At 71.1% G+C, this 25,576-nt stretch carries 25 protein-coding genes; 12 read left to right on the top strand and 13 right to left on the bottom strand.

The features are described 5' to 3' along the window. Position 1: 1 nt before the first annotated feature. Together ACMGFI_RS08105 and ACMGFI_RS08100 are read left to right on the top strand one after the other, a co-directional pair. The gene (locus ACMGFI_RS08105; protein ID WP_436908774.1) at positions 2 to 367 is read left to right on the top strand and encodes a DUF7522 family protein; all 366 of its coding nucleotides are present in this window, start codon (positions 2 to 4) and stop codon (positions 365 to 367) included. Positions 368 to 502: 135 nt separating this feature from the next. After that, complete coding sequence (locus ACMGFI_RS08100) at positions 503 to 2,488, top strand: DUF460 domain-containing protein (protein ID WP_436908773.1); 1,986 nt, start codon at positions 503 to 505, stop codon at positions 2,486 to 2,488. A gap of 9 nt (positions 2,489 to 2,497) precedes the next feature. On the opposite strand, the gene ACMGFI_RS08095 is transcribed toward ACMGFI_RS08100, so the two are convergent. After that, positions 2,498 to 2,686, bottom strand: coding sequence for a DUF7470 family protein (locus tag ACMGFI_RS08095; RefSeq protein WP_006882210.1), 189 nt, complete (start codon positions 2,684 to 2,686; stop codon positions 2,498 to 2,500). A gap of 104 nt (positions 2,687 to 2,790) precedes the next feature. Between ACMGFI_RS08095 and ACMGFI_RS08090 the strand changes: the two genes are divergently transcribed. After that, complete coding sequence (locus tag ACMGFI_RS08090; protein ID WP_436908771.1) at positions 2,791 to 3,078, top strand: amphi-Trp domain-containing protein; 288 nt, start codon at positions 2,791 to 2,793, stop codon at positions 3,076 to 3,078. A 56-nt stretch (positions 3,079 to 3,134) separates the two neighbouring features. Here the strand turns inward: ACMGFI_RS08090 and ACMGFI_RS08085 are convergent, their stop codons facing one another. The 3 genes from ACMGFI_RS08085 to glnA all read right to left on the bottom strand — a co-directional run bounded on the left by ACMGFI_RS08085 (position 3,135) and on the right by glnA (position 6,067). Continuing rightward, complete coding sequence (locus ACMGFI_RS08085) at positions 3,135 to 3,548, bottom strand: SCP2 sterol-binding domain-containing protein (protein WP_436908769.1); 414 nt, start codon at positions 3,546 to 3,548, stop codon at positions 3,135 to 3,137. A 99-nt stretch (positions 3,549 to 3,647) separates the two neighbouring features. After that, positions 3,648 to 4,430 (bottom strand): endonuclease/exonuclease/phosphatase family protein, encoded by a 783-nt coding sequence (locus ACMGFI_RS08080; RefSeq protein WP_436908767.1) that lies wholly within the window; start codon positions 4,428 to 4,430, stop codon positions 3,648 to 3,650. 266 nt (positions 4,431 to 4,696) lie between these two features. Then, complete coding sequence (gene glnA / locus ACMGFI_RS08075) at positions 4,697 to 6,067, bottom strand: type I glutamate--ammonia ligase (RefSeq protein ID WP_436908765.1); 1,371 nt, start codon at positions 6,065 to 6,067, stop codon at positions 4,697 to 4,699. Positions 6,068 to 6,194: 127 nt separating this feature from the next. On the opposite strand from glnA, the gene lrp reads away from it, so the two are divergent. After that, positions 6,195 to 6,650: an HTH-type transcriptional regulator Lrp gene (gene lrp / locus ACMGFI_RS08070; protein WP_436908762.1), complete on the top strand. Its 456-nt coding sequence runs from the start codon at positions 6,195 to 6,197 to the stop codon at positions 6,648 to 6,650. Between the two features lie 216 nt (positions 6,651 to 6,866). Further along, positions 6,867 to 8,630: a protein kinase family protein gene (locus tag ACMGFI_RS08065; protein ID WP_436908760.1), complete on the top strand. Its 1,764-nt coding sequence runs from the start codon at positions 6,867 to 6,869 to the stop codon at positions 8,628 to 8,630. Between the two features lie 270 nt (positions 8,631 to 8,900). On the opposite strand, the gene thsA is transcribed toward ACMGFI_RS08065, so the two are convergent. Then, complete coding sequence (thsA, locus tag ACMGFI_RS08060) at positions 8,901 to 10,583, bottom strand: thermosome subunit alpha (RefSeq protein WP_436908858.1); 1,683 nt, start codon at positions 10,581 to 10,583, stop codon at positions 8,901 to 8,903. Positions 10,584 to 10,803: 220 nt separating this feature from the next. On the opposite strand from thsA, the gene ACMGFI_RS08055 reads away from it, so the two are divergent. Continuing rightward, a complete protein-coding gene (locus ACMGFI_RS08055; protein ID WP_436908759.1) occupies positions 10,804 to 11,370 on the top strand; it encodes a TspO/MBR family protein in 567 nt (188 codons plus the stop codon). 33 nt (positions 11,371 to 11,403) lie between these two features. Here ACMGFI_RS08055 and ACMGFI_RS08050 read toward each other — a convergent pair whose 3' ends face one another. After that, positions 11,404 to 12,303: an alpha/beta fold hydrolase gene (locus ACMGFI_RS08050; RefSeq protein WP_436908757.1), complete on the bottom strand. Its 900-nt coding sequence runs from the start codon at positions 12,301 to 12,303 to the stop codon at positions 11,404 to 11,406. 111 nt (positions 12,304 to 12,414) lie between these two features. Between ACMGFI_RS08050 and ACMGFI_RS08045 the strand changes: the two genes are divergently transcribed. Further along, the gene (locus tag ACMGFI_RS08045; RefSeq protein ID WP_436908755.1) at positions 12,415 to 12,570 is read left to right on the top strand and encodes a hypothetical protein; all 156 of its coding nucleotides are present in this window, start codon (positions 12,415 to 12,417) and stop codon (positions 12,568 to 12,570) included. Positions 12,571 to 12,968: 398 nt separating this feature from the next. Here ACMGFI_RS08045 and ACMGFI_RS08040 read toward each other — a convergent pair whose 3' ends face one another. Then, a complete protein-coding gene (locus ACMGFI_RS08040) occupies positions 12,969 to 14,018 on the bottom strand; it encodes an AAA family ATPase (protein ID WP_436908753.1) in 1,050 nt (349 codons plus the stop codon). Between the two features lie 176 nt (positions 14,019 to 14,194). Here ACMGFI_RS08040 and ACMGFI_RS08035 point away from each other — a divergent pair, with 176 nt between their 5' ends. Together ACMGFI_RS08035 and ACMGFI_RS08030 are read left to right on the top strand one after the other, a co-directional pair. Next, positions 14,195 to 14,620: a DUF7718 family protein gene (locus ACMGFI_RS08035; protein WP_436908752.1), complete on the top strand. Its 426-nt coding sequence runs from the start codon at positions 14,195 to 14,197 to the stop codon at positions 14,618 to 14,620. A gap of 39 nt (positions 14,621 to 14,659) precedes the next feature. Then, positions 14,660 to 14,815 carry a hypothetical protein gene (locus tag ACMGFI_RS08030; RefSeq protein WP_436908751.1) on the top strand — a complete coding sequence of 52 codons (156 nt, stop codon included), beginning with the start codon at positions 14,660 to 14,662 and terminating at the stop codon, positions 14,813 to 14,815. Between the two features lie 82 nt (positions 14,816 to 14,897). On the opposite strand, the gene ACMGFI_RS08025 is transcribed toward ACMGFI_RS08030, so the two are convergent. Next, positions 14,898 to 16,577, bottom strand: a complete 1,680-nt coding sequence (locus ACMGFI_RS08025) for a sulfatase family protein (protein ID WP_436908750.1) — start codon at positions 16,575 to 16,577, stop codon at positions 14,898 to 14,900. Positions 16,578 to 16,706: 129 nt separating this feature from the next. Between ACMGFI_RS08025 and ACMGFI_RS08020 the strand changes: the two genes are divergently transcribed. From ACMGFI_RS08020 to ACMGFI_RS08010, 3 genes are all read left to right on the top strand, one after another. Beyond that, on the top strand, positions 16,707 to 18,425 hold the full coding sequence (locus ACMGFI_RS08020; RefSeq protein WP_436908749.1) for a hypothetical protein: 1,719 nt from the start codon (positions 16,707 to 16,709) through the stop codon (positions 18,423 to 18,425). Between the two features lie 31 nt (positions 18,426 to 18,456). Continuing rightward, the gene (locus tag ACMGFI_RS08015) at positions 18,457 to 18,816 is read left to right on the top strand and encodes a CPCC family cysteine-rich protein (protein WP_436908748.1); all 360 of its coding nucleotides are present in this window, start codon (positions 18,457 to 18,459) and stop codon (positions 18,814 to 18,816) included. Positions 18,817 to 18,923: 107 nt separating this feature from the next. Then, complete coding sequence (locus ACMGFI_RS08010) at positions 18,924 to 20,435, top strand: arylsulfotransferase family protein (RefSeq protein ID WP_436908746.1); 1,512 nt, start codon at positions 18,924 to 18,926, stop codon at positions 20,433 to 20,435. 51 nt (positions 20,436 to 20,486) lie between these two features. Here the strand turns inward: ACMGFI_RS08010 and ACMGFI_RS08005 are convergent, their stop codons facing one another. The 5 genes from ACMGFI_RS08005 to ACMGFI_RS07985 form a co-directional block, all read right to left on the bottom strand. After that, positions 20,487 to 21,593 carry a DUF7350 domain-containing protein gene (locus tag ACMGFI_RS08005; RefSeq protein ID WP_436908745.1) on the bottom strand — a complete coding sequence of 369 codons (1,107 nt, stop codon included), beginning with the start codon at positions 21,591 to 21,593 and terminating at the stop codon, positions 20,487 to 20,489. Between the two features lie 124 nt (positions 21,594 to 21,717). Further along, positions 21,718 to 23,028 carry a DUF7405 family protein gene (locus ACMGFI_RS08000; protein WP_436908744.1) on the bottom strand — a complete coding sequence of 437 codons (1,311 nt, stop codon included), beginning with the start codon at positions 23,026 to 23,028 and terminating at the stop codon, positions 21,718 to 21,720. 125 nt (positions 23,029 to 23,153) lie between these two features. Continuing rightward, a complete protein-coding gene (locus tag ACMGFI_RS07995; RefSeq protein WP_436908742.1) occupies positions 23,154 to 23,666 on the bottom strand; it encodes a winged helix-turn-helix transcriptional regulator in 513 nt (170 codons plus the stop codon). Then, positions 23,663 to 24,001 carry a DUF7471 family protein gene (locus ACMGFI_RS07990; protein ID WP_436908740.1) on the bottom strand — a complete coding sequence of 113 codons (339 nt, stop codon included), beginning with the start codon at positions 23,999 to 24,001 and terminating at the stop codon, positions 23,663 to 23,665. The genes ACMGFI_RS07995 and ACMGFI_RS07990 overlap by 4 nt, the downstream gene beginning before the upstream one ends. Before the next feature lie 47 nt (positions 24,002 to 24,048). Further along, a complete protein-coding gene (locus ACMGFI_RS07985; protein ID WP_436908739.1) occupies positions 24,049 to 25,515 on the bottom strand; it encodes a hypothetical protein in 1,467 nt (488 codons plus the stop codon). Between the last annotated feature and the right edge of the window lie 61 nt (positions 25,516 to 25,576).

Raw genomic sequence — 25,576 nt, 5'->3', positions numbered from 1 at the left:
TATGGTAATCGATGACGCGGACGCGCTGGTCGCGGCCCTCCGGGAGGTGGCCGGCGACGCCCTGCGGGTGGTCGCCACGTACGACCGGGACGGCTACGACCCCGTCTACGTCGCGCCGTCGGCCGAGCAGCGCGTCCGCTCGCAGGCCGAGCGGGTCCACGACGAACTCGTCCTGCAGGGACTCGGACGGGGCCACCTTGAGGACCTGTTCGACGCCGGCGACCTGCAGTGTTCGATCCACCGCTTCGACGAGGTGACGGCCTTCCACTTCGCGTCCGGGGAGTTCTCCGGCCTGTTCGTCAGCGTCGACTCCGAGGCCGACCTGCCGCTGGCGACGTTCTCCGAGACGTGCAAGGAACACCTCTGACTGATCCCCCGTCAGACGGCCCGGCCCGAGTCGCCCGCCGACCGGGAGTGTCGTGACGGGCCGGTCCGACCCGCGCTCCGTCGAGCGGTCGGGGCCCGCGCCGGGTTTATATTCGCAGATTGCATACGCGTGCGTGTGAGCACCCGCACGAGTGCGTTGGACGCCGTCGTCTTCGGGGTGGACGTCCAGAGCGGCGACGTGCGCGGGGACGTCTCCTACGCGCTGGTCGCGTTCGACGGCGAGCACGTCGACCGGGACGTGGTCTCCCGGCGGAAGCTCCGCCGGCTGATCCGCGACGAGCGACCCGCCATCGTCGCCACCGACAACATGTACGAACTTGCCGAGAACAAGGACGCGCTGGTCCACTTTCTGGGGGAGCTCCCCGACGAGACGACGCTGGTCCAGGTCACCGGCGCCGAGCGCCCGGAGCCGCTCTCCCGCGTCGCCAACCGCCACGACGTGCCCTACGGCAAGGATCCCATGAAGGAAGCGGAGGCGGCCGCCCGCCTCGCCGCCAACAACGTCGGCCAGGTCGTCTCCGCCTTTACCGACGAGACGGAGGTGAAGGTCTCGCGAGGCCGCTCGACCGGCGGTGGCGGCGGCTGGTCGGAGGACCGCTACACCCGCCGCATCCACGGCTCGGTCAAGAAGCGCACCCGCGAGGTCGAGTCCGAACTCCAGGAGGCGGGGCTGGACTACGAGCGCGAGGTGACCGAGAAGTACGGCGGCTTCTCCAACGCCGTCTTCACCGTCGAGGGGCGCCCGCGGGACATCCCCGTCTCGAACGAGCGGGCGGGCGACGTGCGCGTCGAGGTCGAGCGCGTCCGCCGGGACGGCATCGAGTTCCGCCCGCTCGCGAAACGGCGCGACCACGTCGTCGTCGGCGTCGACCCCGGGACGACCACCGCGGTCGCCATCGTCGGCCTCGACGGCGAGGTGCTGGACGTGTTGAGTACCAGGACCGCCGACAGCGCCGAGGTGACCGAGTGGATCGTCGAGCGCGGCCGACCCGTCATCGTCGCCGCCGACGTGACGCCGATGCCCTCGACGGTCGAGAAACTCCGCCGGTCGTTCGACGCCGCCGGCTGGACCCCCGACCGGGACCTGCCGGTCGACGTGAAACAGCACCGCACCCGCGAGGAGGGCTACGACAACGACCACGAACGCGACGCCATGGCCGCTGCGTTCGGCGCCTACGACGCCCACAAGGACCAGTTCGAGCGGATCGCCGCGAAGGTCCCGCCCGGCCAGGACGTGGGGCCGGTCGTCGCCCGCGTCGTTACCGGCGGGGAGTCCGTCGAGACCGTCCTCGAAGACCTCCGGGACGACGGCGGCGACGGCGGCGACGACGGGGCAGCCGACGGGCCGGACAACGAGCAATCGCCCGAGCAGCGGCGGATCTCCCAGCTCGAATCGCAGGTCGCCCAGTTGCAGTCGCACGTCGAGAGCCTCGAGGACACCATCGACGAGAAGGACGCCGAGATCGACGACCTGGAGGGCAAGCTCAGCGAGGCCCGCTCGGAGACGCGCAAGGAGGCCCGCAAAGACCGGGAGGTCACCCGGCTGGAGCGTGAGAACCGCCGCCTGCAGGGCGAGATCGACGAGAAGGACGACCGCATCGAGGAACTGGAGGGCAAGTTAGAGCGGCTGAAGGCGCTCTGGAAGCTCGACCACTCGAACTTCGCGGACGTGTCGGAGGCCAAAGAGGGGCTGACGCCCGTCAAGGTCGTCGAGCAGTTCACTAGCGACGCCATCGACGACGCCGACGAGCGGTTCGGGCTCGCGGAGGATGACGTGATCATGTTCCGGGACGCCTCCGGCGCGGGCGCCTCGACGGCCGACAAGATCGTCGACGTGGACCCGAAGCTCGTCCTCCGCAACGGCGGGCTCTCGGACGTGGCCGACGAGATCCTCTTCAAACACGATATCCCGGTCGCGCCCGCGAACCTGGTGACCATCCAGGAGGTCGACGAGCTGGCGGTCGCCCGCGAGCGCGAGGTCGAGGCGGCCGTCGAGGACTGGAACGAGCGCGCCGAGGAACGGGAGCGCGAGCGCAACGCCGCGATGGTCGACCGGCTCATCAGCGAGCACCGCGCCGGCGACCGCGGCGAGAGCGACTGACCGGCGCGTTCAGACCATCCCACCCATGCCGAACGAGGCCAGGACGTTCGTGACGACGCCGTAGAGGATCAGGCCGACCCCGGCGACGACGAGGCCGATCCCGGCGGCGATCAGCGGTTCGACCGACGCGATCAGTCCGATACCGCCCAGGATCACGAGGATCCCCACGATCCCGGCGGCGCCGAGTTTGTCTAACACGTCTCCGCCTCCACCCGGCCGGGCCTTAACCGTTTCAGTCGCGGACTCCGTGTTGTGACCACACAGGGGATTCACTTATCGGGACAGGCGGCGTATCGTACAGTATGCCCGAAGAGGTCCTGTTCAAGTCGGAGAGCGACCAGAGCCGAGCGGAGATCGCATCGTACCTTCGAAAGGTCGCGGACAACCTCGACAGCGGAGACGCCATCAGCCTGAAAGCGGGTTCCGAGTCCGTGACACTGGATCCGCCCGACCGACCGACCTTCGAGGTCAAAGCCGAACGCGAGGGCCCGTCCGGCAACATGACTGAACTGAGTGTCGAGTTCGAACTCGAATGGGACGAGGGTTCCAGCGGGGGGAGCGACGGAAGCGGCCGGCTAGAGATCGAGTAGTCACCCCGAACGCGAACCGAGCGGTCCCCGCTCGACGGACGTGACGGGCGCCGCCCTCAGTAGGCGTAGTCGGCCTCGACGTTCTGGGCCGCACGCACGAGCTCCGTGACGGCCTCGCGGTTGCTCAACAGCGCCATCTCCGAGCCCTCGAACTCCAAGGAGCCGCCCATGACGGCTTCGGTGACATCGATCTCGTCCTCCAGGAGGTCGACCCAGACGGCGTAGGGACCGGCCAGCCCGAAGTCGTAGTCGGCGTCGGGGTCGTTGCCGCGGGCGGCCACGCAGGCGCCGTCGGCGACGACGACGGTGAGCGCGACGGGGTCGCCGTCGTAGCGGTCGTCCGGCAAGATTACGAACCGGAAGGTGGCCTCGAAACCGGCGGCGGCCTCCGCGAAGGCGTCGCGGTCGTTGAGCCGCGCCTGGAGCCGGTCGGCCCACTCGTCGGCGTCGCCGGGCAGCGTCGGTGTCATCGTGCGTGGCTGGTGGCGTCCCGGGCTTTGGTGTTTCGGGTCCGACCCGGTACTCCCACGCCGCCGTCGCGTCGCGGTCGCTCCGTCCGGAACGGGCGCTCACGGCCCACCGTTCTCGAACTCCAGCACGACGGGGCGGTGGTCGGAGACCTGCACGTCGATCACGTCGCAACGGGTGGGTTCGATGTCGGGCGACGTGAGGAAGAAATCGAGGGTGCGAGTCTCGGAGACAAGGGTGTCGAACGGGCGCGGCGGGACCGTCTCGCCGGGGTTGTGGAGGACCAGCCCGGTCTCCTCCAGCGCCGACCGGACCTCCTCGAGGCCGTCGTAGGCGTTGAAGTCGCCGGCGACGACGACGCGGTCCCGTTCGGCAACGATGGCGGCGATCTCGTCGAGTTGCTTGCGGCGGCCGCGGCCGCTCATCGCGAGGTGGACCGCGAAGATCGACAGGTCGCCGATGCGGACCTCCGTGACGAGCCGCTTGGGGCCGGTCTCGAGGTAGTGGGCCTCGATGGCGGCGTCGATGTCGTCGCGGACGAGGAGGCCGTTCGAGAGATGCGAGAGCACGGGGAGCCGGCCGAGGACGTTGCCGTCGCCGTACTTGGCGTCGGCCCGGGCGTGGTAGGCCAGCCCGCGGTCGGTCAGCGCCTCCGCGAGGCGGGTGACCTGTCCCTCGGTCATGGTGCGGGCGGAGCCCTGGTCGACCTCCAGCAGGCAGACCACGTCGGGCCGCTCGTCGGCGATCACGTCGACGAGGCGCTCGGTGGCGCGCTGCTCGGCGGCGTCGTCGCCGAGCATCGCCCGGTGGGGCTTCAGCGCGTACTCGCGCAGCGATCCGTCGTAGTCGAGCAGGTAGCCGGCGTTACACGAGAGTATCTTCACACGTTCTCCGTCGCCTGTGGGCGACCGAACCGTCCGTTGGAGAGAGTGAGCCGGTATGAGGGTATAAAGGCGGCGGTGACCTGTCGGCGGGCGAGGGCGTCGCCGCCCGTCGGAGGGCGGCTCAGCGGATACAGCGGTGGCGACCGGACGGCGGCGCGGAGACGCGGCTGGCGAGAAGCGAAACGCGAGGGGCCGCGAGCCCGCGGGAAGCGACCCGCCGCGGGCGTCGGGCCCGAACGGTACAGCGTGGGCCGACGGCGGCCGAGTTAGAAGGTCTCGAGGTAGCGGTCGAGCTCCCAGTCGGAGACGTCGACGCGGTAGTCGTCGAACTCCTGGGTCTTCGCCTCCACGAAGTTCTCGTAGACGTGCTCGCCGAGCGCGTCGGCGATGACCTCGTCCGACTCGAGGGCGTCGAGGGCCTCGCCGAGGTTCGTCGGCAGCGTGTCGATGCCGTACTCCTCGCGCTTCTGTTCGTCGAACTCGTAGATGTTCTCGCGGACCGGATCGTCGCAGTCGAGGCCGCGCTCGATGCCGTCGAGGCCGGCGTGGATGAGCGCGGCGAAGGCGAGATAGGGGTTACAGGAGGGGTCCGGGAAGCGCGCCTCGATGCGGGAGGCGGCCGGGACGCGCGCGGCGGGCTTGCGGATGAGCGCCGAGCGGTTCCGGTCGGACCAGGCGACGTAGACCGGCGCCTCGTAGCCCGGGACCAGCCGCTTGTAGGAGTTGACCGTCGGGTTGGAGACGGCGGCGATGGCCGGCGCGTGGTCGAGGATGCCGGCGATGAACTGCTTGGCCGTCTCGCTCAGGTCGAACTCGTCGTCGCCGTCGTGGAAGGCGTTCTCGCCGTCCTCGAACAGCGACAGGTGGGTGTGCATCCCCGAGCCGTTGATCCGCGGGATCGGCTTGGGCATGAACGTGGCGTGGAGGTCGTGCTCGGCCGCGATGGCGCGGACGACCGCGCGGAAGGTGGCGACGTTGTCGGCCGTCGACAGCGCGTCGTCGTAGGTGAAGTTGATCTCGTGCTGGCCGCGGGCGACCTCGTGGTGGGAGGCCTCGATGTCGAAGCCCATGTCCTCGAGGCCGAAGATGATGTCCCGGCGCACGTCCTGTGCGAGGTCCTTCGGCGCGAGGTCGAAGTAGCCGCCCTGGTCGCTGGTCTTCGTCGTCGCGCGGCCCTCCTCGTCCTCCTCGAAGAGGAAGAACTCGGGCTCGGGCGCGGCGTTGACGGTGTAGCCCATGTCCTCGGCGCGCTGGATGGCGCGCTTGAGCACCCCGCGCGGGTCGCCGGAGAAGGGCTGGCCGCTGGAGGTATCGATCACGTCACAGATGAGCCGGCCGGCGGCGCTGTCGTCGTCGTTGCGCCACGGCAGGACGGAGAACGTCGACGGGTCCGGGTCCAGGCGCATGTCCGACTCCTGGATGCGGACGAAGCCGTTGATGGAGGAGCCGTCGAAGTAGATACCCTCGGTGAACGCCTTCTCGGCCTGGTCGGCCGGGATCGAGACGTTCTTGACCGTCCCCAGAATGTCCGTGAACTGCAGCCGCAGGAAGTCGACGTTCTGCTCCTCGATCTCGTCGAGTACGTCCTGTGCCTCGGCGGAGAGACCCCCGTCCGGTTTCGCGTTTTCGCTTGTCATTGTTATCGACACCCGAAGGGTGTAGCCATAGTATTAAAATCCTATCCATCTGCGCAAATCTTCCCCTTCGGGAGACGGAATTGTATATTCGTAAAATTCTAATGCCCCGGTGTCGTCTGTGGACGTAATGACGTACGAAAATCTGGACCGCAAGTTGGTAAACGCGCTGCTGGGCGACGGGCGAGCGAGCCTCCGCAGCCTCGGCGAGGACCTGGACGTGTCGGTGACCACGGTGTCGAACCACCTCTCGGACCTGGAGGACGACGGCATCATCGAGGGGTACACCCCGAAGGTCGACTACGACAAGCTCGGCTACGACGTGACCGCCATCCTCCAGCTGAAGATCGAGGGCAGCTCCCTCCCGGAGGTGACCGAGTCGCTGCGCGAGCACGACCAGATGATCTCCGTCTACGAGGTGACCGGCGACTACGACATCATCGCCATCGGCAAGTTCACCGACACGGACGGCATGAACGAGCACATCAAGGAGCTGCTCGTCGACCCCGAGATCAAGGAGTCCAACACGAGCGTCGTGCTCAACGCCGCCTCCGAGCACGAGCAGTTCGAGCTCGACACCGAGTAGCGCGGCGACACCCGACACGAGTCGGGCGCGGTCGCGCCGGCGTGTCGGGCGGCGCAGGGACGCGGCGGGTCCGGGACGCGGGTCGACCAGCCCGGCGTCCGCCGGGCGCGGGTGCGTGGATCCGCCCCGATTCTCCGGCTCCGAAACAGCCGTCAGCGGCCCGTCTGACGGCGGTCTGACGGGTATTCTTGTGGGGTGAGTGGGCTTCTCACGGGTATGGAGAGTCGGGGTTCGGACGGCCGTCCGGCCGCCGTCGACGGCGACGCGGCCGACCGGGACGTCCGGGACGTGCTCGCGGGGCTGGTCGTCGGCGACGGCGCCGGGACCGACGAGTCGCTACGCGCGGTCGCCCGCGCGGCCGGCGGCAGCGACCGCCTGGTCCCGGAACTCCTCTCGGCCCTCGGCGACGACGCGACCGCCGTCCGGATCGGCGCCGCGTGGACGCTCTGCGCGCTCGCCGACGACCAGCCCGCCGCCGTCGGCTACCTCGCCGAACGGCTCGCCGCCTGGACCGACCGCGAGAGCGGCGCGGAACCGTTCGAGGTCGGCCAGGTGCTCGCGTACCTCCGCGGGAGCTACCCCGGCCGCGTCGCCGAGGCCGTCGACTCCGCCGCGGCGCTCGGCCCGCTCGACGCCGACGGCGGACGACGAGGTGCCGACGGACGGTCGCGCGACGGCGGACGGCCGGCCGCCGACCGACCCGGCGGAGGAGCGGTCACCGACCGACCCGGCGGAGGAGCGGCCGGCGTCGGCACGTCGGCCGGTTCACCGTCGTCGGGCGGCGGCGCTGCGGACTCCGCACGACTCGTCGAGACCGACGGTGGCGTCGGCGAGACGGCAGTCGCCGACCTCGGCGAGGGGCGACAGGTCGTCCGCCCCTCGGACCGACCCGGCGGGGTCCACCAGCGGCCCGTCGAATCCGAGCCCGGGCCCGGAGCCGGACCCGGACCCCAGCGGACGCCCCGGGTCGGGCGAGCGGCGGACGGCGAGGCGGTCCCGGAGACCCACCCGACCCACCCGGATTTCGAGGGACGCGGCGCGGAATCGATCCCCGCCGAGCCGGCGACGCCCGCCGAGTCCGGGGACGCGGACGACACCGCGGAGCGGACGCCGACGATCGGCGGGCGACAGCCGGAGACGCCGGAGACGTTCGCGGCCATCGGCGCCCTGAGTTCGTTCGACCGGCTCTCGGCGGTCGCTAAGGGGTGCGAGGAGCGGTTCGCGACCGGGTACCGCTGTCGCGCCGTCGAGGAGGACGAGGAGCGCGGCGTCGCGACGCGGCTGTTCGAGCGGCCCGACGAGGCCGACCGCCTCGACTTCGCGGCCGACCTCACGAAACGGCTGAGCCGCTGGCGGACGCTGGCTGACGGCGAGCGCGTCGTGGATCTTTTCGAGTGGGGCGACCGGCCGCGGCCGTGGGTGGCCACCCAGCCCGTCGACGCGTCGCTGGCCGACCGCGACCGCCCGCCGGTGGACGAGGCGCTCCGCCAGGCCGAGCAACTGGCCGACGCCGTCGCCCACTGCCACCGCCACGGCACCGTCCACGCCGGGATCGACCCCCGGAGCGTGGTCTTCCGGGGCGACGCCCTCTCGGGGCTGGAGCGGCCGATGCTCGACAACGTCGGCCTGATGCACGCCTTCCGGGAGTACTTCCAGCCGGCGAACTACCTCGACCCGCGCTTCGCCGCGCCGGAGTACTTCGACAGCGACTTCGGCCGCGTCGACGCCGCGACCGACGTGTACGGCCTCGGCGCGACCTGTTACTACCTGTTCACCGGCCGGTCGCCGTACACCGGCACCTACTCCGAGGTCCGCGAGGGCGTCCTCGACGGCCGCCCGCCCGCGCCCAGCGCGGTCCACGAGGCGGTCCCCGAGGAACTCGACAGCGTCCTCGGGAAGGCGATGGCCAGGGAGAAGATGAAGCGGTACGACGCCGTCGAGGGGTTCCGGACGGACCTCGAAGCGGTCGGCGGTGGCTGAGCGGTTCCCGGTGTTCACGACTGAACGACCCGGAGCTGCCGCTCGGCAGCCGAAAACGGAGAGAAGTGCGGAAGCCTGGTTCGGGAGCCGTCCGCAGCGGTCGGAAGGCGGTGCGAGAGGCGACGGGTAAGCATTCGCGCGCCGAAGGCGCGCGATTCACCGGGCGCGACCGAAGGGAGCGCCCGGCTTTTTTCCCCACGTTTTTGCGGCGGAGGACCCCCGCAGCGCGCTGCAGGCGCGCGAGGGGCTCTCCGCCGCAAAAAGTGGGTTCTACATCATGCCGCCCATGCCGCCGCCCATGCCGCCCATGCCGCCGCCCATGCCGCCGGGGGCGCCACCGGGGCCGCCGGGGCCGCCGGCACCTTCGTCGTCGTTGTCCGTGCCGCCGCCCTTCAGGTCGCCCGCAGCGATCACGTCGTCGATGCGGAGGATCATGACGGCCGCTTCGGTCGCGGACTCGACGGCCTGGGTCTTGACGCGGAGGGGCTCGACGACGCCCTCCTCGACCATGTCGACGGTGTCGCCGGTGTAGGCGTCCAGCCCGACCGTGGTGTCGCCGCCGTCGTGGCGGGAGCGCAGGTCGACCAGCGAGTCGATGGGGTCGAGGCCGGCGTTCTCGGCGAGCGTGCGCGGGACGACGTCGATGGCGTCGGCGAACGCCTCGACGGCGAGCTGCTCGCGGCCGCCGACGGAGTCGGCGAAGTCACGCAGTTCCAGCGCGAGGTGGGCCTCGGGCGCGCCGCCGCCGGGCAGGACCTGCCCGTCTTCGAGCGTGACCGAGACGACGCCGAGACTGTCCTCGATGGCGCGCTCGACCTCGTCGGCGACGTGCTCGGTGCCGCCGCGGAGGATCATGGTGACGGCCTTGGCGTCCTCGACGTCCTCGACGAAGATGCGCTCGTCGCCGGCGACGTCCTTCTGGGCGACGCTGCCCGCGAAGCCCAGGTCGTCGGCGGTGATGTCGTCGATGTTGGAGACGATGCGGGCGCCCGTCGACCGGGAGAGCGCCTTCATGTCGGACTTCTTCGCGCGGCGGACCGCGAGGATGCCCTCCTGGGCGAGGTAGTGCTGGGCCATGTCGTCGATGCCCTTCTGACAGATGACGACGTCCGCGCCCGCGTCTTTGAGCTTGTCGACGTACTCCTTGAGCTGCTCCTCCTCCTGGTCGAGGAACTGCTGGAGCTGGTCGGGGTCGGTGACGTTGACCTCGGTGTCCAGCTCCGTCTCGGGCACCTCGATGGCGGTGTCGAGCAGCGCCACGTCGGCGTCCTCGACGGCGTAGGGCATGTTCTCGTGGACGCGCTCCTTGTCGATGATGACGCCCTCGACGAGCTCGGACTCGTCGATGGAGCCGCCGACGACGGTCTCCAGCTGGATGTTGTCCGTGTCGACGCCGTCCTCGTCGGCGACGGACTGGACGGCGCTGACCACCAGCGAGGAGAGGGTGTCCTTGGCGTTCTCGGCGCCCTTGCCGGTCATCGCCGTGGCGGCGATGGACTCGAGGATCTCGGTGTCGTCGGCGTCGACCTCGATGGCGATGTCCTCCAGCGCCTCCTTGGCCTTCTCGGCGGCCTGGCGGTAGCCCTGCGCGAGGATGGTGGCGTGGATGTCCTGGTCGAGGAGGTCCTCGGCCTTGCCCAGCAGTTCGCCGGAGATGACGACCGCCGTGGTCGTCCCGTCACCGACCTCGTCCTCCTGGGTCTGGGCGACCTCGACGATCATGTTGGCCGCCGGGTGCTCGATGTCCATCTCCTCGAGGATGGTGACGCCGTCGTTGGTGACGACGACCCCGCCCGAGTCGTCGACGAGCATCTTGTCCATCCCCTTCGGACCGAGTGTGGTCCGTACGGATTCGGCGACGGCCTTCCCGGCCGTGATGTTCATGGACTGTGCGTCCTTGCCCGAGGTCCGCTGGGAGTCCTCGGACATGATGATGAGGGGCTGGTTACCCATCTGCTGAGCCATAATCAAGAGAGAGGTTGATTGCGATTCTATATAAAAGTACCGGAGGATAGCGCCGTTCGGTTCGCTGCGCGCCCGAGCGGGGTGTGCGAACTCATATCAAGGGCCTGTTTATATAGAGTTGGCGGGAGGAATCGGCGCGCGAGGAGGCGCCCCGGCGGATCCCGTCTGTCGGCGGATCGCATTTGACCGTCTGGGTCCTACGGGCGGTATGACCGAGACGTCGACGGCCGGACCGGAGCGCAGCGGTCGCCGAACCATCGGGACGGCGGTCGCGGGCGTCGTGCTCGTCAACCTCGTCGGCGCGGCGCCGGCGGTGCTGTCGGGTCCCGGATCGCCGTGGTTCCAGGGGCTCGCGGAGCCGGCCATCTATCCGCCGCCGTGGCTGTTCGGCGTCGTCTGGACGCTCCTCTTCACGCTCATGGGCGTCGCCGTCGCGCTCGTGTGGCTGGCCGACGGGCGCAGGGCCGACACCGCGACCGCCGGGGGTGCCGACGGGACCGGCAAGGGGACCGGCGACGGCTGGACCGCTCGCCGGGTCGCGCTCGCGGCGTTCGCCGGACAGATGGTTCTCAACGTCGCGTGGACGCCGGCGTTCTTCGCCGCGGAGAACCTGCTCGCCGGGCTCGCGGTGATCGTGGCGCTGTGGCCCGCCGTGGCGGCGACGATCTGGGCGTTCGACCGCGTCGACCGCCGGGCGGCCGCGCTGCTGGTGCCCTACCTCGCGTGGGTGACCTTCGCGGCGGTGTTGAACTACCAGTTCTGGGCGATCAACTGAGGCGACGAGCGGGCGGTCGTTCGGTCGGCCCGCTCACTCGCCCGCGTCCTCGCGCAGGTGGCCCACGAGGGCGTCGTTGACCCGCTCGGGTTCCTCGTCGTGGACCCAGTGGGAGGCCCAGGGGACCCGTTCGAGGCGGCCGTCGGTGCAGTACTGGACGCTCTCGGCGGCCATCGACGGGAGCAGCGCCACGTCCTCGTCGCCCCAGACGACGAGCGTCGGCGCCTCGACGGTCTCGCGGGGCGGGTCGTCCCGGCGGCGGAGTAGCGCGCGGTACCAGTTGACCGCCCCCCGGATCGCCCCCTGGCGCCGCCAGGCGTCGCGGTAGTGGGCCAGTTCCGCGTCGGTGAACGCGCCGGGGTTGGCGCTGCCCTCCAGCAATTCGATGACGCCGCGGCCGTCGTCGCGCCCGAGGACGAGTTCGGGGACGACCGGGAGCTGGAAGAAGAAGATGTACCAGCTCCGGGCGAGCTGGCGGGGGTTCGTCCTGAGCGTCCGGCGCATCACCGACGGGTGGGGGACGTTGACGATCCCCAGGCGATCGACGCTTCCGGGGCGGCGCAGCGCCAGGTCCCACGCGACCGCCGCGCCCCAGTCGTGGCCGACCACGTGTGCGCTGTCCCGACCTTCGGCGTCGATCAGGTCGGCCACGTCCCCGGAGAGTTCGCCCATCCGGTAGGCGTCGAGGCCGCGGGGTTTCTCGCTGAGGTTGTAGCCGCGCTGGTCCGGCGCGACGACGTAGTAGCCGGCGTCGACCAGCGCGGGGATCTGGTGGCGCCAGCCGTACCAGAAGTCAGGGAACCCGTGCAGCAGGACGACCATCGGGTTCGAGGGGTCGCCGGCCGTGACGACGTGCAGGTCGACGCCGTTGACGGTGTGGCGCGTCGACTCTGCCGAGGGGAGGTCGAGCAGGCTCGCGTCGGTCGCGGTCATACCTGAGCGTGGGGCCGGCAGGTCCCTGTAGATTCTGGTGAGGTGACGGGTCGGCCCTGGACGGCAGCGGCCGGCGGGCGATTTATTCCCGGCCGTCGCGTGCGCTCGCGTATGGCCTACACCTGCCAGTGCGGGGCGACCCTGGAGTACAAGCAGGACCTGCTGAAAGAACAGGGGGAGGTGTATCCGACCTGGAAGTGCCGGGAGTGTCTCAGCGAGGTGCCCAGCGTCCACGCCGAGCGTATCAAGCATCGGCACCCGTCGTAGTCGTCGGATTTGCGTGTAGAACGCGAGGACGAACGCGGCGACCGCAAACAGCGTGAAAGCCCCCGACCGCTCCGGTCGAGGGGCTTGCTGCGCTCCTCACTCACTCCGTTCGTTGCGGTGCTTGCGGCGCCCGTCTTCCCGGAGCGGTCGGCCCCTTTCATTCCCACCCGCACAGACTGGCCGACCAGCCGACACGGGTGGGAATGAAAGGGGCGACGCGTTCGACGAAGGCCGACGAAGTAAGCACCGCAGCCCGGAGGGCGAGGAGCGCAACGAGGCGCCCGAGTCGAACGCGTCGGGGCTTTCACGCTGTTTGCGGTTGGATCGTTAGTTGCGGTCGCGAAGAGGGGGCCAGCGGCAACCGTGACTGCAGCACCGACCGCAGGTCGGGCTTCTCCTCATCGACCCATCCCGAAGCGACGGTGCCGTAACTCGGGGGTGATCTGGATGCGGTCGATCTCCTGGCCGGTGCGGTACCAGACGAACGCGGCCCGCGTGAACAGTTCGCGACACTCGATGCGGACCTCGCGGGGGATCCCCTCGCTGCGCTCGTGTACGTCCCGGATCGCGGCCTCGGTGAACAACTCGACCCCCTGGTCCTCGTAGGGTTCGTCGCGGAAGTAGGCAAAGGAGCGGGCGACGTACTCCGCGATGTCCTCGGGGCCGAACGGCTCGATGCCCTCGTAGTAGCGCAGGCGCGAGTCCAGGGTTCCCCTGAGATCCGCGACGCGCTCCTTGCCCTCGGGGGTGCCCATCAGGAACAGGCGGACGCCCATGTCGCCCGCGACCTGGAGCGTCGAGAGGATCTCCGCGGGGAGAACCTCGATCTCGTCGACGACGAGCAGGATGGTCTTGCCGTCGGCGCGCACGTCCTCGACGAGGTCGCGGGCGGCCTCCTTGGCGTCCTCGGTGGCCCAGGGGACGCCGTCGCGGGTCTGCCAGTAGTCCCGATCCTCGACCTCGTAGCCCGCCGATTCCGCCGTGGTCTGGATGGTCGCGTAGAGTTTCCGGGGCGTGGTCTCCCGTGGGTTGTCCAGCACGGCGACGACGAAGTCGTCGTGTTCGCCCAGGTCGCGGCGGACGATCTCCCGGAAGGCGGTCTTGCCGGTGCCGTAGTGGCTGACGAGGCCGATGTGCTGCTCCTGCAGCAGCCAGCCGGTCACCTGGTTGAGCATCTCGGTGTCGTGGCGGACGTACAGCGGTTCGGGCATCCGGTCGGTGCCCGCCTCCTCGGTGAAGGGCAGATCCGCCACGGTGTCGGGGTCGCCGCCGAGCGCGCGGCCGAACGCGAGCAGGCGGTTCTCGACCTCCGCGAGCTGGTCTAAGAGGACGCCCTGGGAGCGGTCGCCGTCGTCGTCCAGCGCCCGGATCTTCTCGACGAGGTCGCCGACGGTCTCGGTCTCGCCCGCGCGGCCGTCCGCGGTCGGCCGGTCCGTGTCGTCTGTCATGCTGTGCGGTCGATCACCGTTTGGTTTCGCGTCCAGCCGGATAGCTCTTCTGACGACCCACGGAGTCATGGGGCCTCCGAGGCGGGCGCACGAGCAGTGACCGTGAAAAGCGTGACCGCCGGTGCAACCGCAGACAATCGTGATGTTTTAACCGACACGCGGAGACCGCCTGCACAATGAGTGGTCCGTTGGTCCCGGACGGATACGACGTTTCAAAGTCCGTTGCTGCCGGGCGAGACGACTGTCGGATCACCGTTGGATTCGACAAGGACCACTACCACATCCCTCGGTTCCTCGTTCGGCTCCACTATCTTACCTCCCGTTCACCGCTTTCGTGGCAAGAGATCGCCAGGTTCGATCACAACGAAACAGCACAGCTCGGGCACGATGTCTACACCGAAGGACTTCACATCGATGTCTACGAACGCTCCGGCGGTTCTGTAACGATTCGCCCGAGACACGGACCACTTCCGGAAAATCGCGGGGTAGTCGTCCGGAACTGCGCCGAGTACCTGAACAGAGAAGCCGCGTACTTCATCGATGTCTTTGAGGGTGACATTGCTCCGGGAGGGCCACCACCGTGGCCCGACGGTGACGACTGAGCACCAAGTCTTATACGTAAATGCGTACTATCCGTTCGTATGAGCCAGGAAGCCGAGACCGGCGAGCCCCTCTCTATGGAGGAACTCGCTGACCTGCTCGCCGAAGAGACGGCTACGGACCCTGACGAGTTCGCGCGGCAGGCCGAAGAGTTCGATATCGGTTCGCCGGAAGAGGCGGAAACCGTTTCCGAGTGACTACTCCTCTCCGCGGCAGGTTCGTCGGCTTTTCAGCCACTTTCGCGGCGTTCTACGATGTAGTCCCGAGGGCACTGTCGGATTAGTTGCGGCCCGAATCCCACCCCGAGACGGTGAAGATGCCCACCTGCTCGTCGCTCTCCGCGAAGCCGTACCGGACCGCCTTCGCGCGCACCGCCGTCTCGCCCTCGGGCAACTCGATCGGCCCGGTGTAGAGCTCCCACTGGGGGTCGGACCCATCGTTTTTCACCGGCTCGTCGGCGAACGCGTAGGCCATCGACGCGCCCTGGGTCGCGCAGTACAGCGAGAGCGTCGCCGGTCCCTCCAGCTCCAGCCCGGCGGTCCTGGCCGTCCGCTCGTCGTGGTTCGGGCTGTTGACGACGAACCGCGGGGCGGCGGTCTCGGGCTGGCTCTCCCCGCCGTAGCGGTCGCGGACCGTCTCGGCCTCGGCGGTGTCGCCGGCGTCGTCCACCCGGTCGCGCCAGTCGTCGAGCGCGGTCCGCATCCGCGCCAGCGTGTCGGCGTACTCGGGGTCCTCGGCGAGGTTGTCGATCTCGTAGGGGTCGGCGTGCAGGTCGTACAGCTCCTCGGCGGGCCGGTTCGCATCGAACCACCGCTGGGCGCCCGCCAGCTCGCCCTCGCGGGCGCGCTCCAGAAGTTCGCGCATCACGGGGTGGCGGTTCCGGAAGGGGATCCACTGGCGGTACGGCGTCCCCGGCCGGTAGTGTCTGATGTACTTGAACCGGTGGTCGCGGACGGCCCGCACCATGTCGTACGATTCGTCGTAGCGGTCGCGCGTGGCGAAGACGTACTCGCGGTCGTCGGCGTCCGGCCCGAAGAACCGTCGGCCGGCCATATATTGGGGCACGTCGAGCCCGCACGCGTCGAGCATCGTCGGCCCGAGGTCCATCATGCTGACGAGGCGGTCGTCGACGCTCCCCGCCTCCAGTTGCCCGGGCCAGCGGACGACCAGGGGGACGTGGATCCCCCCGTCGTAGGGCCAGCGCTTGCTGCGGGGCAGGCCCTCGCCGTGGTCGCTCCAGAGGACGACGATGGTGTCCTCCGCCAGCCCGTCCGCTTCCAGGCGGTCGAGCACGTCGCCCACCCAGTCGTCCGAGCGGGCGACGTTGTCGTACTGGCGGGCGATGGCCAGCCGGGTCGTCTCGGTGTCGGGGAGGTACGGGGGCACCTCGACGGCCGACGGGTCGGTGTCCGGGTCGGCGACCGCGCCGCCGAACTGGTCGTCGGTGCCGGGCTCCGTGGGGTCCCACTGGCCGCTCTCGTGGGTGACCCCGTTGGTGACCATCGCGAAGAAGGGCTGGTCGGACTCGCGGGCGTCGTCGCGCCAGTCCGCACCGTCGCCGTGGTGGTCCCACATCGAGAAGGGCGTCCCGAACTGGTAGTCGGCCTTCGAGTCGAGCGTGCAGTAGTAGCCCGCCCGCCGGAACAGCTCGGGCACCGCCGTCACGTAGTGGGGCGGGACGGCCTCGTACGGTGTCGGGAGTTCGGGGGCGTCGTCGTTCGTGTGGGTCGTCCGCATCTGGTGGGTGCCGACGGCGTTCTGGTGGCACCCGGTCATCACCGCCGAGCGGCTGGGGGCACAGACCGGCGCGGTCGAGAAGGCGTTCGGGTAGCGCCGCCCCTCGGCCGCGAGCCCGTCGATCTCGGGGGTCCGGGCCAGGTCGTCGCCGTAACACCCCAGGCGGGGCGTCGTGTCTTCCATCGCGATCCAGAGGACGTTCGGCCGGCCGGCCCCGGGCATACCCCACGGGCGGCCGCCGGCGTCGTAAGTGTTAGTGTGGCGTGTGCCGGCGGGGAGTCCGGGGCGAGCGGGGACCGCCGCCGGCCGGGCGCCGACAGGTATTTGGTCGGCACCTCGAATGTGACGACGATGCGTCGGTCCCCGGTCGCCCTCGCGACCCTCCTCCTCGTCGGCGCGGCGGCGACACTGGCACTCACCGGCTCCCTCCCGGTCGGCGACAGCGCGACGAACGACCAAGCGGGCATCGGCCCCGCGGACGGCGGCCCCCCGGACAGCGGCCCCGCCGGCGGCTCAGCCACGCCGGCGCCGGTCAGCGACGCGGACGGCGACGGCCTCCCCGACCGCCGCGAGCGCGAACTCGGCACGAACGCCACCCTCGCGGACACCGACGGCGACGGCCTCGAAGACGAGACTGAACTCGACCGCGGACTGGACCCGACCGCCGCCGACACCGACGGCGACGGCCTGGCGGACGGGACCGAACTCGAACTGGGGACGAACGCCACGAATCCCGACACGGACGGCGACGGCCTCGCGGACGGTCGAGAGGTCGACCTCGGGACGGACCCCACGGTCGCGGATTCGGACGGCGACGGCCTCGGAGACGGACGGGAGGTCGAACTCGGGACCGACCCGCTCGCGGCGGACACCGACGGCGACGGTCTCGCGGACGGGCGGGAGCGGGAACTCGGTACGAACGCGACCGCCGTAGACTCCGACGGCGACGGATTGGCCGACGCGACCGAGGTCGGAGGTCCGACCGACCCGCTGGTCGCAGACACCGACGACGACGGGCTCGCGGACGGACGGGAAGTCGACCTCGGGACGAACGCCACGAATTCCGACACGGACGGGGACGGACTCGCGGACGGCCGAGAAATCGAACTCGGCACGAACGCGACGCTGGCGGACACGGACGGGGACGGACTCGCGGACGGCCGGGAGGTCGACCTCGGAACGAACGCGACCCGTGCGGACACGGACGGCGACGGCCTGGCGGACGACGAGGAACTGGAGCGGGGTACGAACGCCACGGACCCCGACACGGACGGCGACGGCCTGGCGGACGGCCGGGAGGTCGAACTCGGCGGCGACCCGCTGGTCGCCGACACGGACGGCGACGGCCTGGTCGACGGGCGGGAGGTCGCGGTCGGCACGAACCTCACGCTCGCCGATACAGACGGGGACGGCCTCGCGGACGGGGCAGAGGTCGCGGGCGTCACCGACGGCGGCGCCTCCCTGCCCGGTGCCGACCCGCTGCACAAGGACCTGTACGTCCAGATCAACGTCAGCGAGAACGCCGAGGCGTTCGACGCGGGCGAGCTCGCCGACCTCCGCGAGGCGTGGGCCGAGATGCCCGTCTCGAACCCCGACGGCGAGTCGGGGATCGCCGTCCACGTCGACCAGGGGTCGCTCAACCGCTCGGTCACGCTCGACAGCGACCGCGACTACGCGGCGCTCAAAGGCGAGTACGACAGCGAGTCGTTCATGGGCAACCGCAGCGGCGTCTACCACCTCGTCACCGTCGTCGAGGTCGACGCCGAGTGGGCCGGCCGCGCGCCCGCGCCGGGCACGTTCGCCGCCGTCGCCACGCGGTACCACACGGAGTTCGACGGGACCAGCTACCGGACGTTCATCGCCGTCCACGAACTGCTGCACAACGTCGTCGGCCGCCTCGACGAGGAGAACCGCTGTCCCGGCGAGCACGACGGCCGGGGCGGCGCCTACCACACCTGCGACGGGTATCTCAGTTACGACGACCCCGGGGCGGCGCAGTTCCTCCCCGAATCGGTGGCCGCCGAACTCGAACGCGACGGCCTGCTGAAGGGGTCCGCCCGGACTCGGTGAGGCGGGGTGTCCCGCCGGAGCGCGCGTCCCGGTGAGGGGACTGGCCCGTCGCCACGCATTTCTCCGGACGGTCCCAAGGGCGGTCACGGCCGACCCGCCCGGCAACCCGGCGGCGCGGGAGAAGGGGTACTGCCCCTGCTGTGGCTACCGGACGCTCCCGCCGGGGCGACCCGGCTCCTACGAACGTTGCCCGGTCTGCGACTGGCTGGACGACCCCCTCCAGTTCGCCGACCCCGAGTTCGTCAGCGACACCGACCACGTCACGCTCGCGGAGGCCCGCGAGAACGTCCGGGCGTTCGGCGCCTGCGTCGAGGGCGCCGCGCACGACACCCGCGAGCCCGAACCGGACGAACCGCGCGACCCGAACTGGCCGTACGACCGCAAGGAGTGAGGCGGGCGCGAAGCGTGGTCAGGACGAGAGGGGGGTGGAATCCCGCCACGGATTCCCGTCACGTACCCGAAGGCTTATTCGCGAACGCGGCGGAGAGACGTGCCACGATGGACGTATCGCGCGGCAGCGCCCTGGCCCTGCTCGGCGTCGGCCTCTTCCTCGCGACGATGGTCGTCGGCGCCGCGACCGCCCCCTCCGGGTCGACCGGCGGCGTCGACGAGTCGACGACGCCGACGGCCTTCCCGAACGGCACCGACGCGCCGTCCGACCCCGGCGGGACGGCCGCCCCCTCGGGGACGCCCGGGTCCGACGAGCCGCGGACGCTCGTCGGCAACCAGGGCGGCTGGGTGACTCACGGCAGCGTCATCGCATTCGAGGGGCGGGAGGTGGCCTGGCGCAACACGCAGGCCGACGGCTACTTCGAGGTGAGTCGGCTGGACAACGGGAGCGTCCTCGCCGCCTTCGCTAACGAGAGCTCCGACGACTGCGGCGACCTCTCCGCGCCCTGCGCCCGCACGGGCTACCGGATCCTCGAAGCCGGCAGCGGCGAGATCCTCTCGGAGTACAGCTTCCCCGTCGGCTCGATCACCAACAGCGAGGTCCACGCCGCCGACGCGACCGGCGACGGCGGGATCGTCTACACCGACATGGACGCCGAACGGGTCGTCGTGGTCGAGAACGGCACCGAGGTCTGGGAGTGGTCGGCCAGCGAACTCTACGAGGCGCCCGCGGACCCGACGAGCCGCGACTGGCTGCACATCAACGACGTGGACGCCATCGGCGACGGGCGGTTCATCGTCTCCGTGCGCAACGCCAACCAGATCCTCATCCTCGAGCGCGGCGAGGGCGTCGTCGAGGTCATCAACGAGGACGACGGGTCGAGCGACGCTAACTGCCTCAAGGACGGGCGGCTCTACGACGCCGACGGCGACGGGGACGTGCGCTGTGGCGACCCCGCCGTGATCAAGGAACAGCACAACCCGCAGTGGCTGGGCGACGGCGCGGTGCTGGTGGCCGACAGCGAGAACGACCGCGTGGTCGAGCTCCACCGGACCGACGACGGCGACTGGGAGCCCGTCTGGGCGGTCGACCGGGCCGGCGGCATCGACCTCACGTGGCCCCGCGACGCCGACCGCCTGCCCAACGGCAACACCCTGATCGCCGACTCGCGCAACCGGCGCGTGGTCGAGGTCAACCCGCAGGGCGAGGCGGTCTGGAACGTCTCCGTCGGCGCCGTCGCCCGGACGGGCCCCGGTATCGTCTACGAGGCCGACCGCCTGCCCTACGGCGAGTACGCGGGCAGCTACGACGGCGGCGCGACGGCGACCCCGACCGACGGGACCGGCACCGCCACCGACGGCGGCACCGCGACCCCGACGAAGACGCCCCTGCCGCGGATGACGGCCGCCAACGGCTCCGGCGCGCTGACCGCACCCGACGACGACATCCCCCTGCTCTCCGAGGCGGTCGCGGGCCTGCAGGGCACCTTCGCCTGGGTCCCCATCTGGTTCGGCGAACTCCACCTCGCCGCGACGGCCCTCGGACTCCTGTTCGTCCTCGTCGGCGGCGTCGACTACTTGCTCGCGGCGCGCGGCGTCTCCCTCCCCGGCCGGGAGTAGCGAGAGCGAGTCGCAGCCGCCACCGACCTGCCCGCCGTCAACCCCCTGGACCTATTCTTCCACGGTCATCGACAGTTCGTCGAACGACATGAACGCCGTCTCGTAGCCCTCGTGGCGAGCGATCTGCGGGACCCCGTCGACCGTGATCGTCAGGTCGTCGCCGGACTCGACGGCGGCGACGGCACCGTAGTGGTACCCCAGGTCGGGGTGGACGGTCGGGGTGAGCGAGCCGTCGTATCGGGTCGTCCCGTCGCCCTCGACCGTCGCCGACAGCGACGCCTGCGGGATCGGGTAGCCGTTGTACGGCGTCCGCATCGAGACGGCGAGATACGAGCCGTCGCCGCTCTCGTCGCCGCCGGCCGTCTCCGTCGTGTCCTCCTCCGTGGAGACCCCCTCGGGCGGCGACGCCAGCCGCGAGACGACGAACCGGGCGTCGCCGCTGGAGCCCTCGCCGACGACGGTCCCCGGGAGGTCACCGGGCTCGGGCGTCGACGAGACGGGCATCGTGTCCATCGACATGGGGTCGAGGGCGTCGCGTTCACCCTGCCGGTCGGGGAGTCGCTCGTAGGAGATTTCCTCCAGCGCGGACTGCGAGAACTCCAGCGTGAACGAGGCGGTGCCCAGCTCGCCGAAACGATCACTGAGGGCACCGGCCCGGCGCGTCGGCAGCGGCGGGACCGTCACCTCGACCTCGTAGGTGCCGTCGCCGTCGAGTTCGAGGTTGTCGCCGGCGTGGACGCCCATGTTCTGGGAGAGCATCGGCCACAGCGACTTCCCGCTGGTGAGCCGCTCGCCGTCGCGGGTGATCGTCGCCGTGACCGACCCGTGCGGGAGGACGGTCATCGTCTCGGGGTCCCAGACGGTCGTCATGAGGTGCAGCGAGTCCGACCCCTCGATCTCGACTTTCTCGGTGCTGTCCCCGCTGACGAGCCAGAAGCGGTGGGGGTAGCTGTAGGTCAGCGCGACCTGGAAGTCGCCGGCGGATCCCATGCCTGCCATCTCCATCCCCTCGGCGTGGCTGGGGACGTAGACGGCGTCCGGGCGGTCCTCGACGAGCGGCGGCGAGCGCGCCGAGCGCGTCTGGAAGAGCGACCGACACCCGGCCAGCCCGACCGCCGCCGCGGCGGCGCCCGCAGCGAGAAAGCGTCGTCTGTGCATACCCGGCCCTAATCGCCGTACCCAAAAGCGGCTTCTGGTTGGGTTCTCGAAAGCCGGCAGTTACGCCTCGGAGGCCGCCGATGGCTTCCGGCGACCGGGCCGACCGCACGGCCGGCGCGATCCGTCACTCCCCGGGGTTCGGCGCCGGGAGCGCCCGCGACTCGCGGGGCGGGAGGAGGTAGTTGCCCCGCCGGCGGACGTTGATGTACTGGAGGATGCCGTTGTTGGCGCGCTGGCCGACGGCGCCCTCCGCAGCGGCGTCGGTGCCGTTCATCGCCTCGCGCGTCTCCACGAAGTCCGATATCGACTCCTGCAGGGCGAGGAAGTGCAGGCCGGCGCGGTCGCCGTCCGTCGAGTCGAAGTCCCGCCGGAGCATCACCGGCCGGCCGTCCTCGCGGGCGCGGGCGTTCTTCTGTGCGTGGCCGACGACGCCGTCGCGGGCGTCCGCTTCGACGGTCTCGGCGCAGCCGCCGACGCCGCTGGAGTTCCCCAGGTTCTCGCCGGTGCCCTCGATCACGTTGTTGTCGGCGTGGGCCGGGCAGAACATCGACGCCTCGCGGTGCTCGCGGCTGTCCTGCTCGTACCACTGTGTGAGGTTGAGATCCATCGAGGAGACGTGCTGGGTGGTCCCGCCGGCGAACGGCCCCTCGCCGATGGTCACCCGGTCCTCGGTCGCCTGGGTCTTCTCGAAGCCGGATTCGAACCCCATGTACAGCGGGGCGTCGTCGGGGACCGGCTCGGAGTCGGGGATCCCCGCCACGTCCTGGTTCTCGGCGGGGAGCCCGTCGCCGATGAACCCCGTCCGGCGGGGGCGGCCGCCCTCGGCGAGGCTGGCGCGCTCGAAGACCCCATCGAAGGTGGCCTCCATCCCGTAGCCGTTCACCTCGTCGCGCTCGCCTAGCAGCCCCTCTTCGCCAGCCAGCAGGACCGAGCCGTAGTCGCTGGCGAGGTGGACCACGGCGTCGGGCTCGTCCGGGACGGGGTTCTCGAACGGCGCGAGCGGTTCGGGCGCGGGCAGGTCGACGCTCTCCGGGAGGCTCCCCTCGAAGCGGTCGAAGTAGGCGGGGGCGTACCCGATCGTGAAGAGGAGACCGACCTCGCCGTCCTCGGTGCTGCGGGGGTAGGCGCGTTCGAGCGACCGGAGGGCAGTCTGGACGCTCCCGCGGTCGGCGTCGGTGGGCGTCCCGTCGCCGGCGTAGTCAAGGTAGAGCAGGAGGTGGTGTTTCGGCGGGACGTGGTTGCCGTGGTCGTCGGTGCGGAGGGCGGCGTTCCAGGCGTGCTGGCGGCGGGACAGTCCGGAGAGGTCGTCGGGCCCCTGCGGGAGGTCGGGGTTCTCCCGGCCCAGGCAGGTCGACAGCGCCGCGGCCCCGCCGATGGCGACGGCGGCCTTGACGAACTCCCGGCGCGAGACCCCGCGCTGGCGACTCGGTGGCATCGGCGGGTCTAGCGGCTGGTCCGACAAGGGGGTTCTGGTCGGCCAGTCGAAAGCGGCCGCCGGGCGCGCCCGCGCCGTTCGCGACTGCCGGCCGCCCTCCGGCCTACTCGGCGGCCCGCTCCGGCCTACTCGGCGAGCAGTCGGTCGACCAGGCGGGTGAACCGGTCGACGAGCCGCTCGGGCAGCGACGGCTCGACGGTCCGGAGCAGTTCGGCGGTCTCCTCGGGCGCTTCGAGCACGAGCGTCACGCGGCCGCGCTCGTCGCGGCGCTTGGCGACGAGTTCGAGGTCGGTCAGTCGGTCCAGGTGCCACTCCAGCGTGCTCCGGGCGACGCCGACGCCCTCGGCCGCCTCGGCGGCGGGGGTCGGGCCGTTCCGGAGGAGGAAGACCACGATGTCGGCGGCGGTCTCGCGGCGGAGGACCGCGAGCGCGCGCCGCTCGAAGGCGTCGCAGTCGGGCGGGTAGTAGTGGGTGCGCCCGTACAGGTCCGCGGCGACGACGCGGTCGTCGAGCTTCCGCAGGTGGTACTGGACCTGACCGGGGGCGAGGTCGAGCTGGCGGACGAGTTCGCTGAAGTACACGCCGGGGTTGTCGGCGACGTGGGCGGCCACGCGTGCGCGGGTGTCGGTGTCGGTCACGAGGGGTCCTCCGGCGCGTCAGGGGCGGCCGAGCGCGCGTAGTAGATGGCGCCGAGCAGGAACGTGGCGACCGTCGCGTCGAGGGCGTGCTCGGCGAAGTGGTGCAGTCCGGCGTCGAGCGGGCCGAACATCGCGAGCGCGGAGACGAGCGTGCGGGCGAGCAGGGCGGCCAGCGCGAGCACGACCAGCAGGTACGACCGCGACCCCCGCTGGCCGAGCGCGGCGACCGCCAGCGCGAGCAGGAGCCCGGAGCCGACGCCGGCGAGCAGGTGGACCCCGAGCACGAGGGGGTCCGCCGAGGGCGCGGCGTGGGCGACCGGGCGCAGCGGTGTCACACCCCCAGTAGTCGCCGCGCGCACCTAAGTCGGTCGCTTCCGGACGGCTATCCCGCCAGCGGCCGGGAGACGATCCACAGCGACAGCACCGTGTACCCGATCATGACGAGGACGAACGGGGCGTGACCGCGGCGGGCCGCCCGGGCGTCGCCGTACCGGCGGGCCGCGACCCGGTGTGCGGCGACGACGGCGACGAGGTGGCCGGCGACGACCAGAACGACCTGCGACACCCAGAACAGCTCGACCGAGAGGCCGGCGAGCGGTCTGATCGGGTCGCCCGTGACCCCGAGCGCCAGGTCGCGGACGACGCCGACCGCCGCGCCGAGGTTCGCCGCCACGTACGGGTAGTTGTGCGCCACCTCGTAGGCGGCCGCGATGGGGATTACCGTCGCGCCGAAGGCGGTCGCGGCCGCTCGCTCCTCGCGACCGGAGGACTCGCCGCCGCCGAGGCGGTCGGCGACGGCGGCCGCGAGCGCGAACGACGCCAGGAAGCCGACCAGCCCCGTCGCGTAGATCGTGACGCTCGCGACGCCGAGGCCGAGCGCCTCGCGGGCGGGGTCGAGCAGCGAGCGGTAGGTCTCGGTGGCGGTGAACCCGTCGAAGCTGACGGTGTAGACCGCGGCGACGACGAACGCGACCAGCGAGGCGTCGGCGAGCGCCCGGGTCACGCCGCGCCACGGCGGCCGGACGGCGACGGCGACCGCCCCGCCGGCCGTCCGCCGGGTCGCGAGCGGCGCGACGCGGCCCAGCAGGTCGAACAGGACCGTCAGGGCGTCGGCGCGGGCGAACCACTCGCGACCGAACGCCGTCGCGCCGAGGAGCATGACGACCGCGTACCCCGCCGCGACGACGACGGTCGTCCCCGGCGACCGGGTCGCGACGGTCAGGTTCTCCAGGACGCCGACGCCGAGCACGAACCCCGCGACCGCCGGCCAGGCGGCCAGCCGCTCGGGGTACTCGCCCAGGGCGGCGAGTTCGCGGCCTTCGAGGGCGACGAGCCCGTCGTACAGCGTCTCCCACGGCGAGAGGACCCGCCAGGGCGACCCGACCGCGACCGAGACGAGGCCGACGCCCTTCAGTACGAGCGGCCAGACGACCAGCGTCGCGAGGTTCTCCGCGGCGACCTGCCGGCCGAGGATGCCGTGGGCGAGCGCCCCGGCGAACAGCGCGAGGAAGCCGACGCGGGCCGCCGCCGCGAGCGGTCGGGCGACCGCCGCCGGGACGCGAGCGAGCGGCCGAGCCTGCTCCTCGGGGGCGAGCGAGCGGTCTGACGCCCCGGTACCGACGGCCGCGCGGTCGGCGACGCCGAGCCACAGCGCCGTCAGGCCGACCGTCGCGCCGGCGCCGGCGAACAGCAGGGGCAGGGGGACGGGCGCGGTGAACTCCCGCTCGACGACCTCGTGGGCGCTCGCGACGCCCGCGGCGGCCGCGAGCGCGACCGTCGCGAGGGCCGCGGCGAGCGCCGGCCGGGTCGCTCGGGACCGCCTCGTCCGGCCGTCGCCGCGGGGTGGCATACACGGGACTCGGCCGACGGCGGGCAAATGGCCTGTGGTACGTCGCTCGAAACCCGGGACC

The sequence above is a fragment of the Halosimplex marinum genome (genome assembly GCF_051414075.1).
In the GTDB taxonomy this organism is placed as follows: domain Archaea; phylum Halobacteriota; class Halobacteria; order Halobacteriales; family Haloarculaceae; genus Halosimplex; species Halosimplex marinum.
The sequence above is the reverse complement of the archived record's forward strand: the minus strand, read 5'-3'. Positions and strand labels throughout refer to the sequence as shown.

Coding starts and splice junctions, on each gene's coding strand:
- thsA (WP_436908858.1), bottom strand. CDS start 10,583: ATGGGTAACCAGCCCCTCATCATCATGTCCGAGGACTCCCAGCGGACC.
- ACMGFI_RS08030 (WP_436908751.1), top strand. CDS start 14,660: ATGAGCCAGGAAGCCGAGACCGGCGAGCCCCTCTCTATGGAGGAACTC.
- ACMGFI_RS08105 (WP_436908774.1), top strand. CDS start 2: ATGGTAATCGATGACGCGGACGCGCTGGTCGCGGCCCTCCGGGAGGTG.
- ACMGFI_RS08040 (WP_436908753.1), bottom strand. CDS start 14,018: ATGACAGACGACACGGACCGGCCGACCGCGGACGGCCGCGCGGGCGAG.
- ACMGFI_RS08025 (WP_436908750.1), bottom strand. CDS start 16,577: ATGCCCGGGGCCGGCCGGCCGAACGTCCTCTGGATCGCGATGGAAGAC.
- ACMGFI_RS08055 (WP_436908759.1), top strand. CDS start 10,804: ATGACCGAGACGTCGACGGCCGGACCGGAGCGCAGCGGTCGCCGAACC.
- ACMGFI_RS08020 (WP_436908749.1), top strand. CDS start 16,707: ATGCGTCGGTCCCCGGTCGCCCTCGCGACCCTCCTCCTCGTCGGCGCG.
- ACMGFI_RS08085 (WP_436908769.1), bottom strand. CDS start 3,548: ATGACACCGACGCTGCCCGGCGACGCCGACGAGTGGGCCGACCGGCTC.
- ACMGFI_RS08000 (WP_436908744.1), bottom strand. CDS start 23,028: ATGCCACCGAGTCGCCAGCGCGGGGTCTCGCGCCGGGAGTTCGTCAAG.
- ACMGFI_RS07985 (WP_436908739.1), bottom strand. CDS start 25,515: ATGCCACCCCGCGGCGACGGCCGGACGAGGCGGTCCCGAGCGACCCGG.
- ACMGFI_RS08050 (WP_436908757.1), bottom strand. CDS start 12,303: ATGACCGCGACCGACGCGAGCCTGCTCGACCTCCCCTCGGCAGAGTCG.
- ACMGFI_RS08010 (WP_436908746.1), top strand. CDS start 18,924: ATGGACGTATCGCGCGGCAGCGCCCTGGCCCTGCTCGGCGTCGGCCTC.
- ACMGFI_RS08045 (WP_436908755.1), top strand. CDS start 12,415: ATGGCCTACACCTGCCAGTGCGGGGCGACCCTGGAGTACAAGCAGGAC.
- lrp (WP_436908762.1), top strand. CDS start 6,195: ATGACGTACGAAAATCTGGACCGCAAGTTGGTAAACGCGCTGCTGGGC.
- ACMGFI_RS08005 (WP_436908745.1), bottom strand. CDS start 21,593: ATGCACAGACGACGCTTTCTCGCTGCGGGCGCCGCCGCGGCGGCGGTC.
- ACMGFI_RS08035 (WP_436908752.1), top strand. CDS start 14,195: ATGAGTGGTCCGTTGGTCCCGGACGGATACGACGTTTCAAAGTCCGTT.
- glnA (WP_436908765.1), bottom strand. CDS start 6,067: ATGACAAGCGAAAACGCGAAACCGGACGGGGGTCTCTCCGCCGAGGCA.
- ACMGFI_RS08090 (WP_436908771.1), top strand. CDS start 2,791: ATGCCCGAAGAGGTCCTGTTCAAGTCGGAGAGCGACCAGAGCCGAGCG.
- ACMGFI_RS08065 (WP_436908760.1), top strand. CDS start 6,867: ATGGAGAGTCGGGGTTCGGACGGCCGTCCGGCCGCCGTCGACGGCGAC.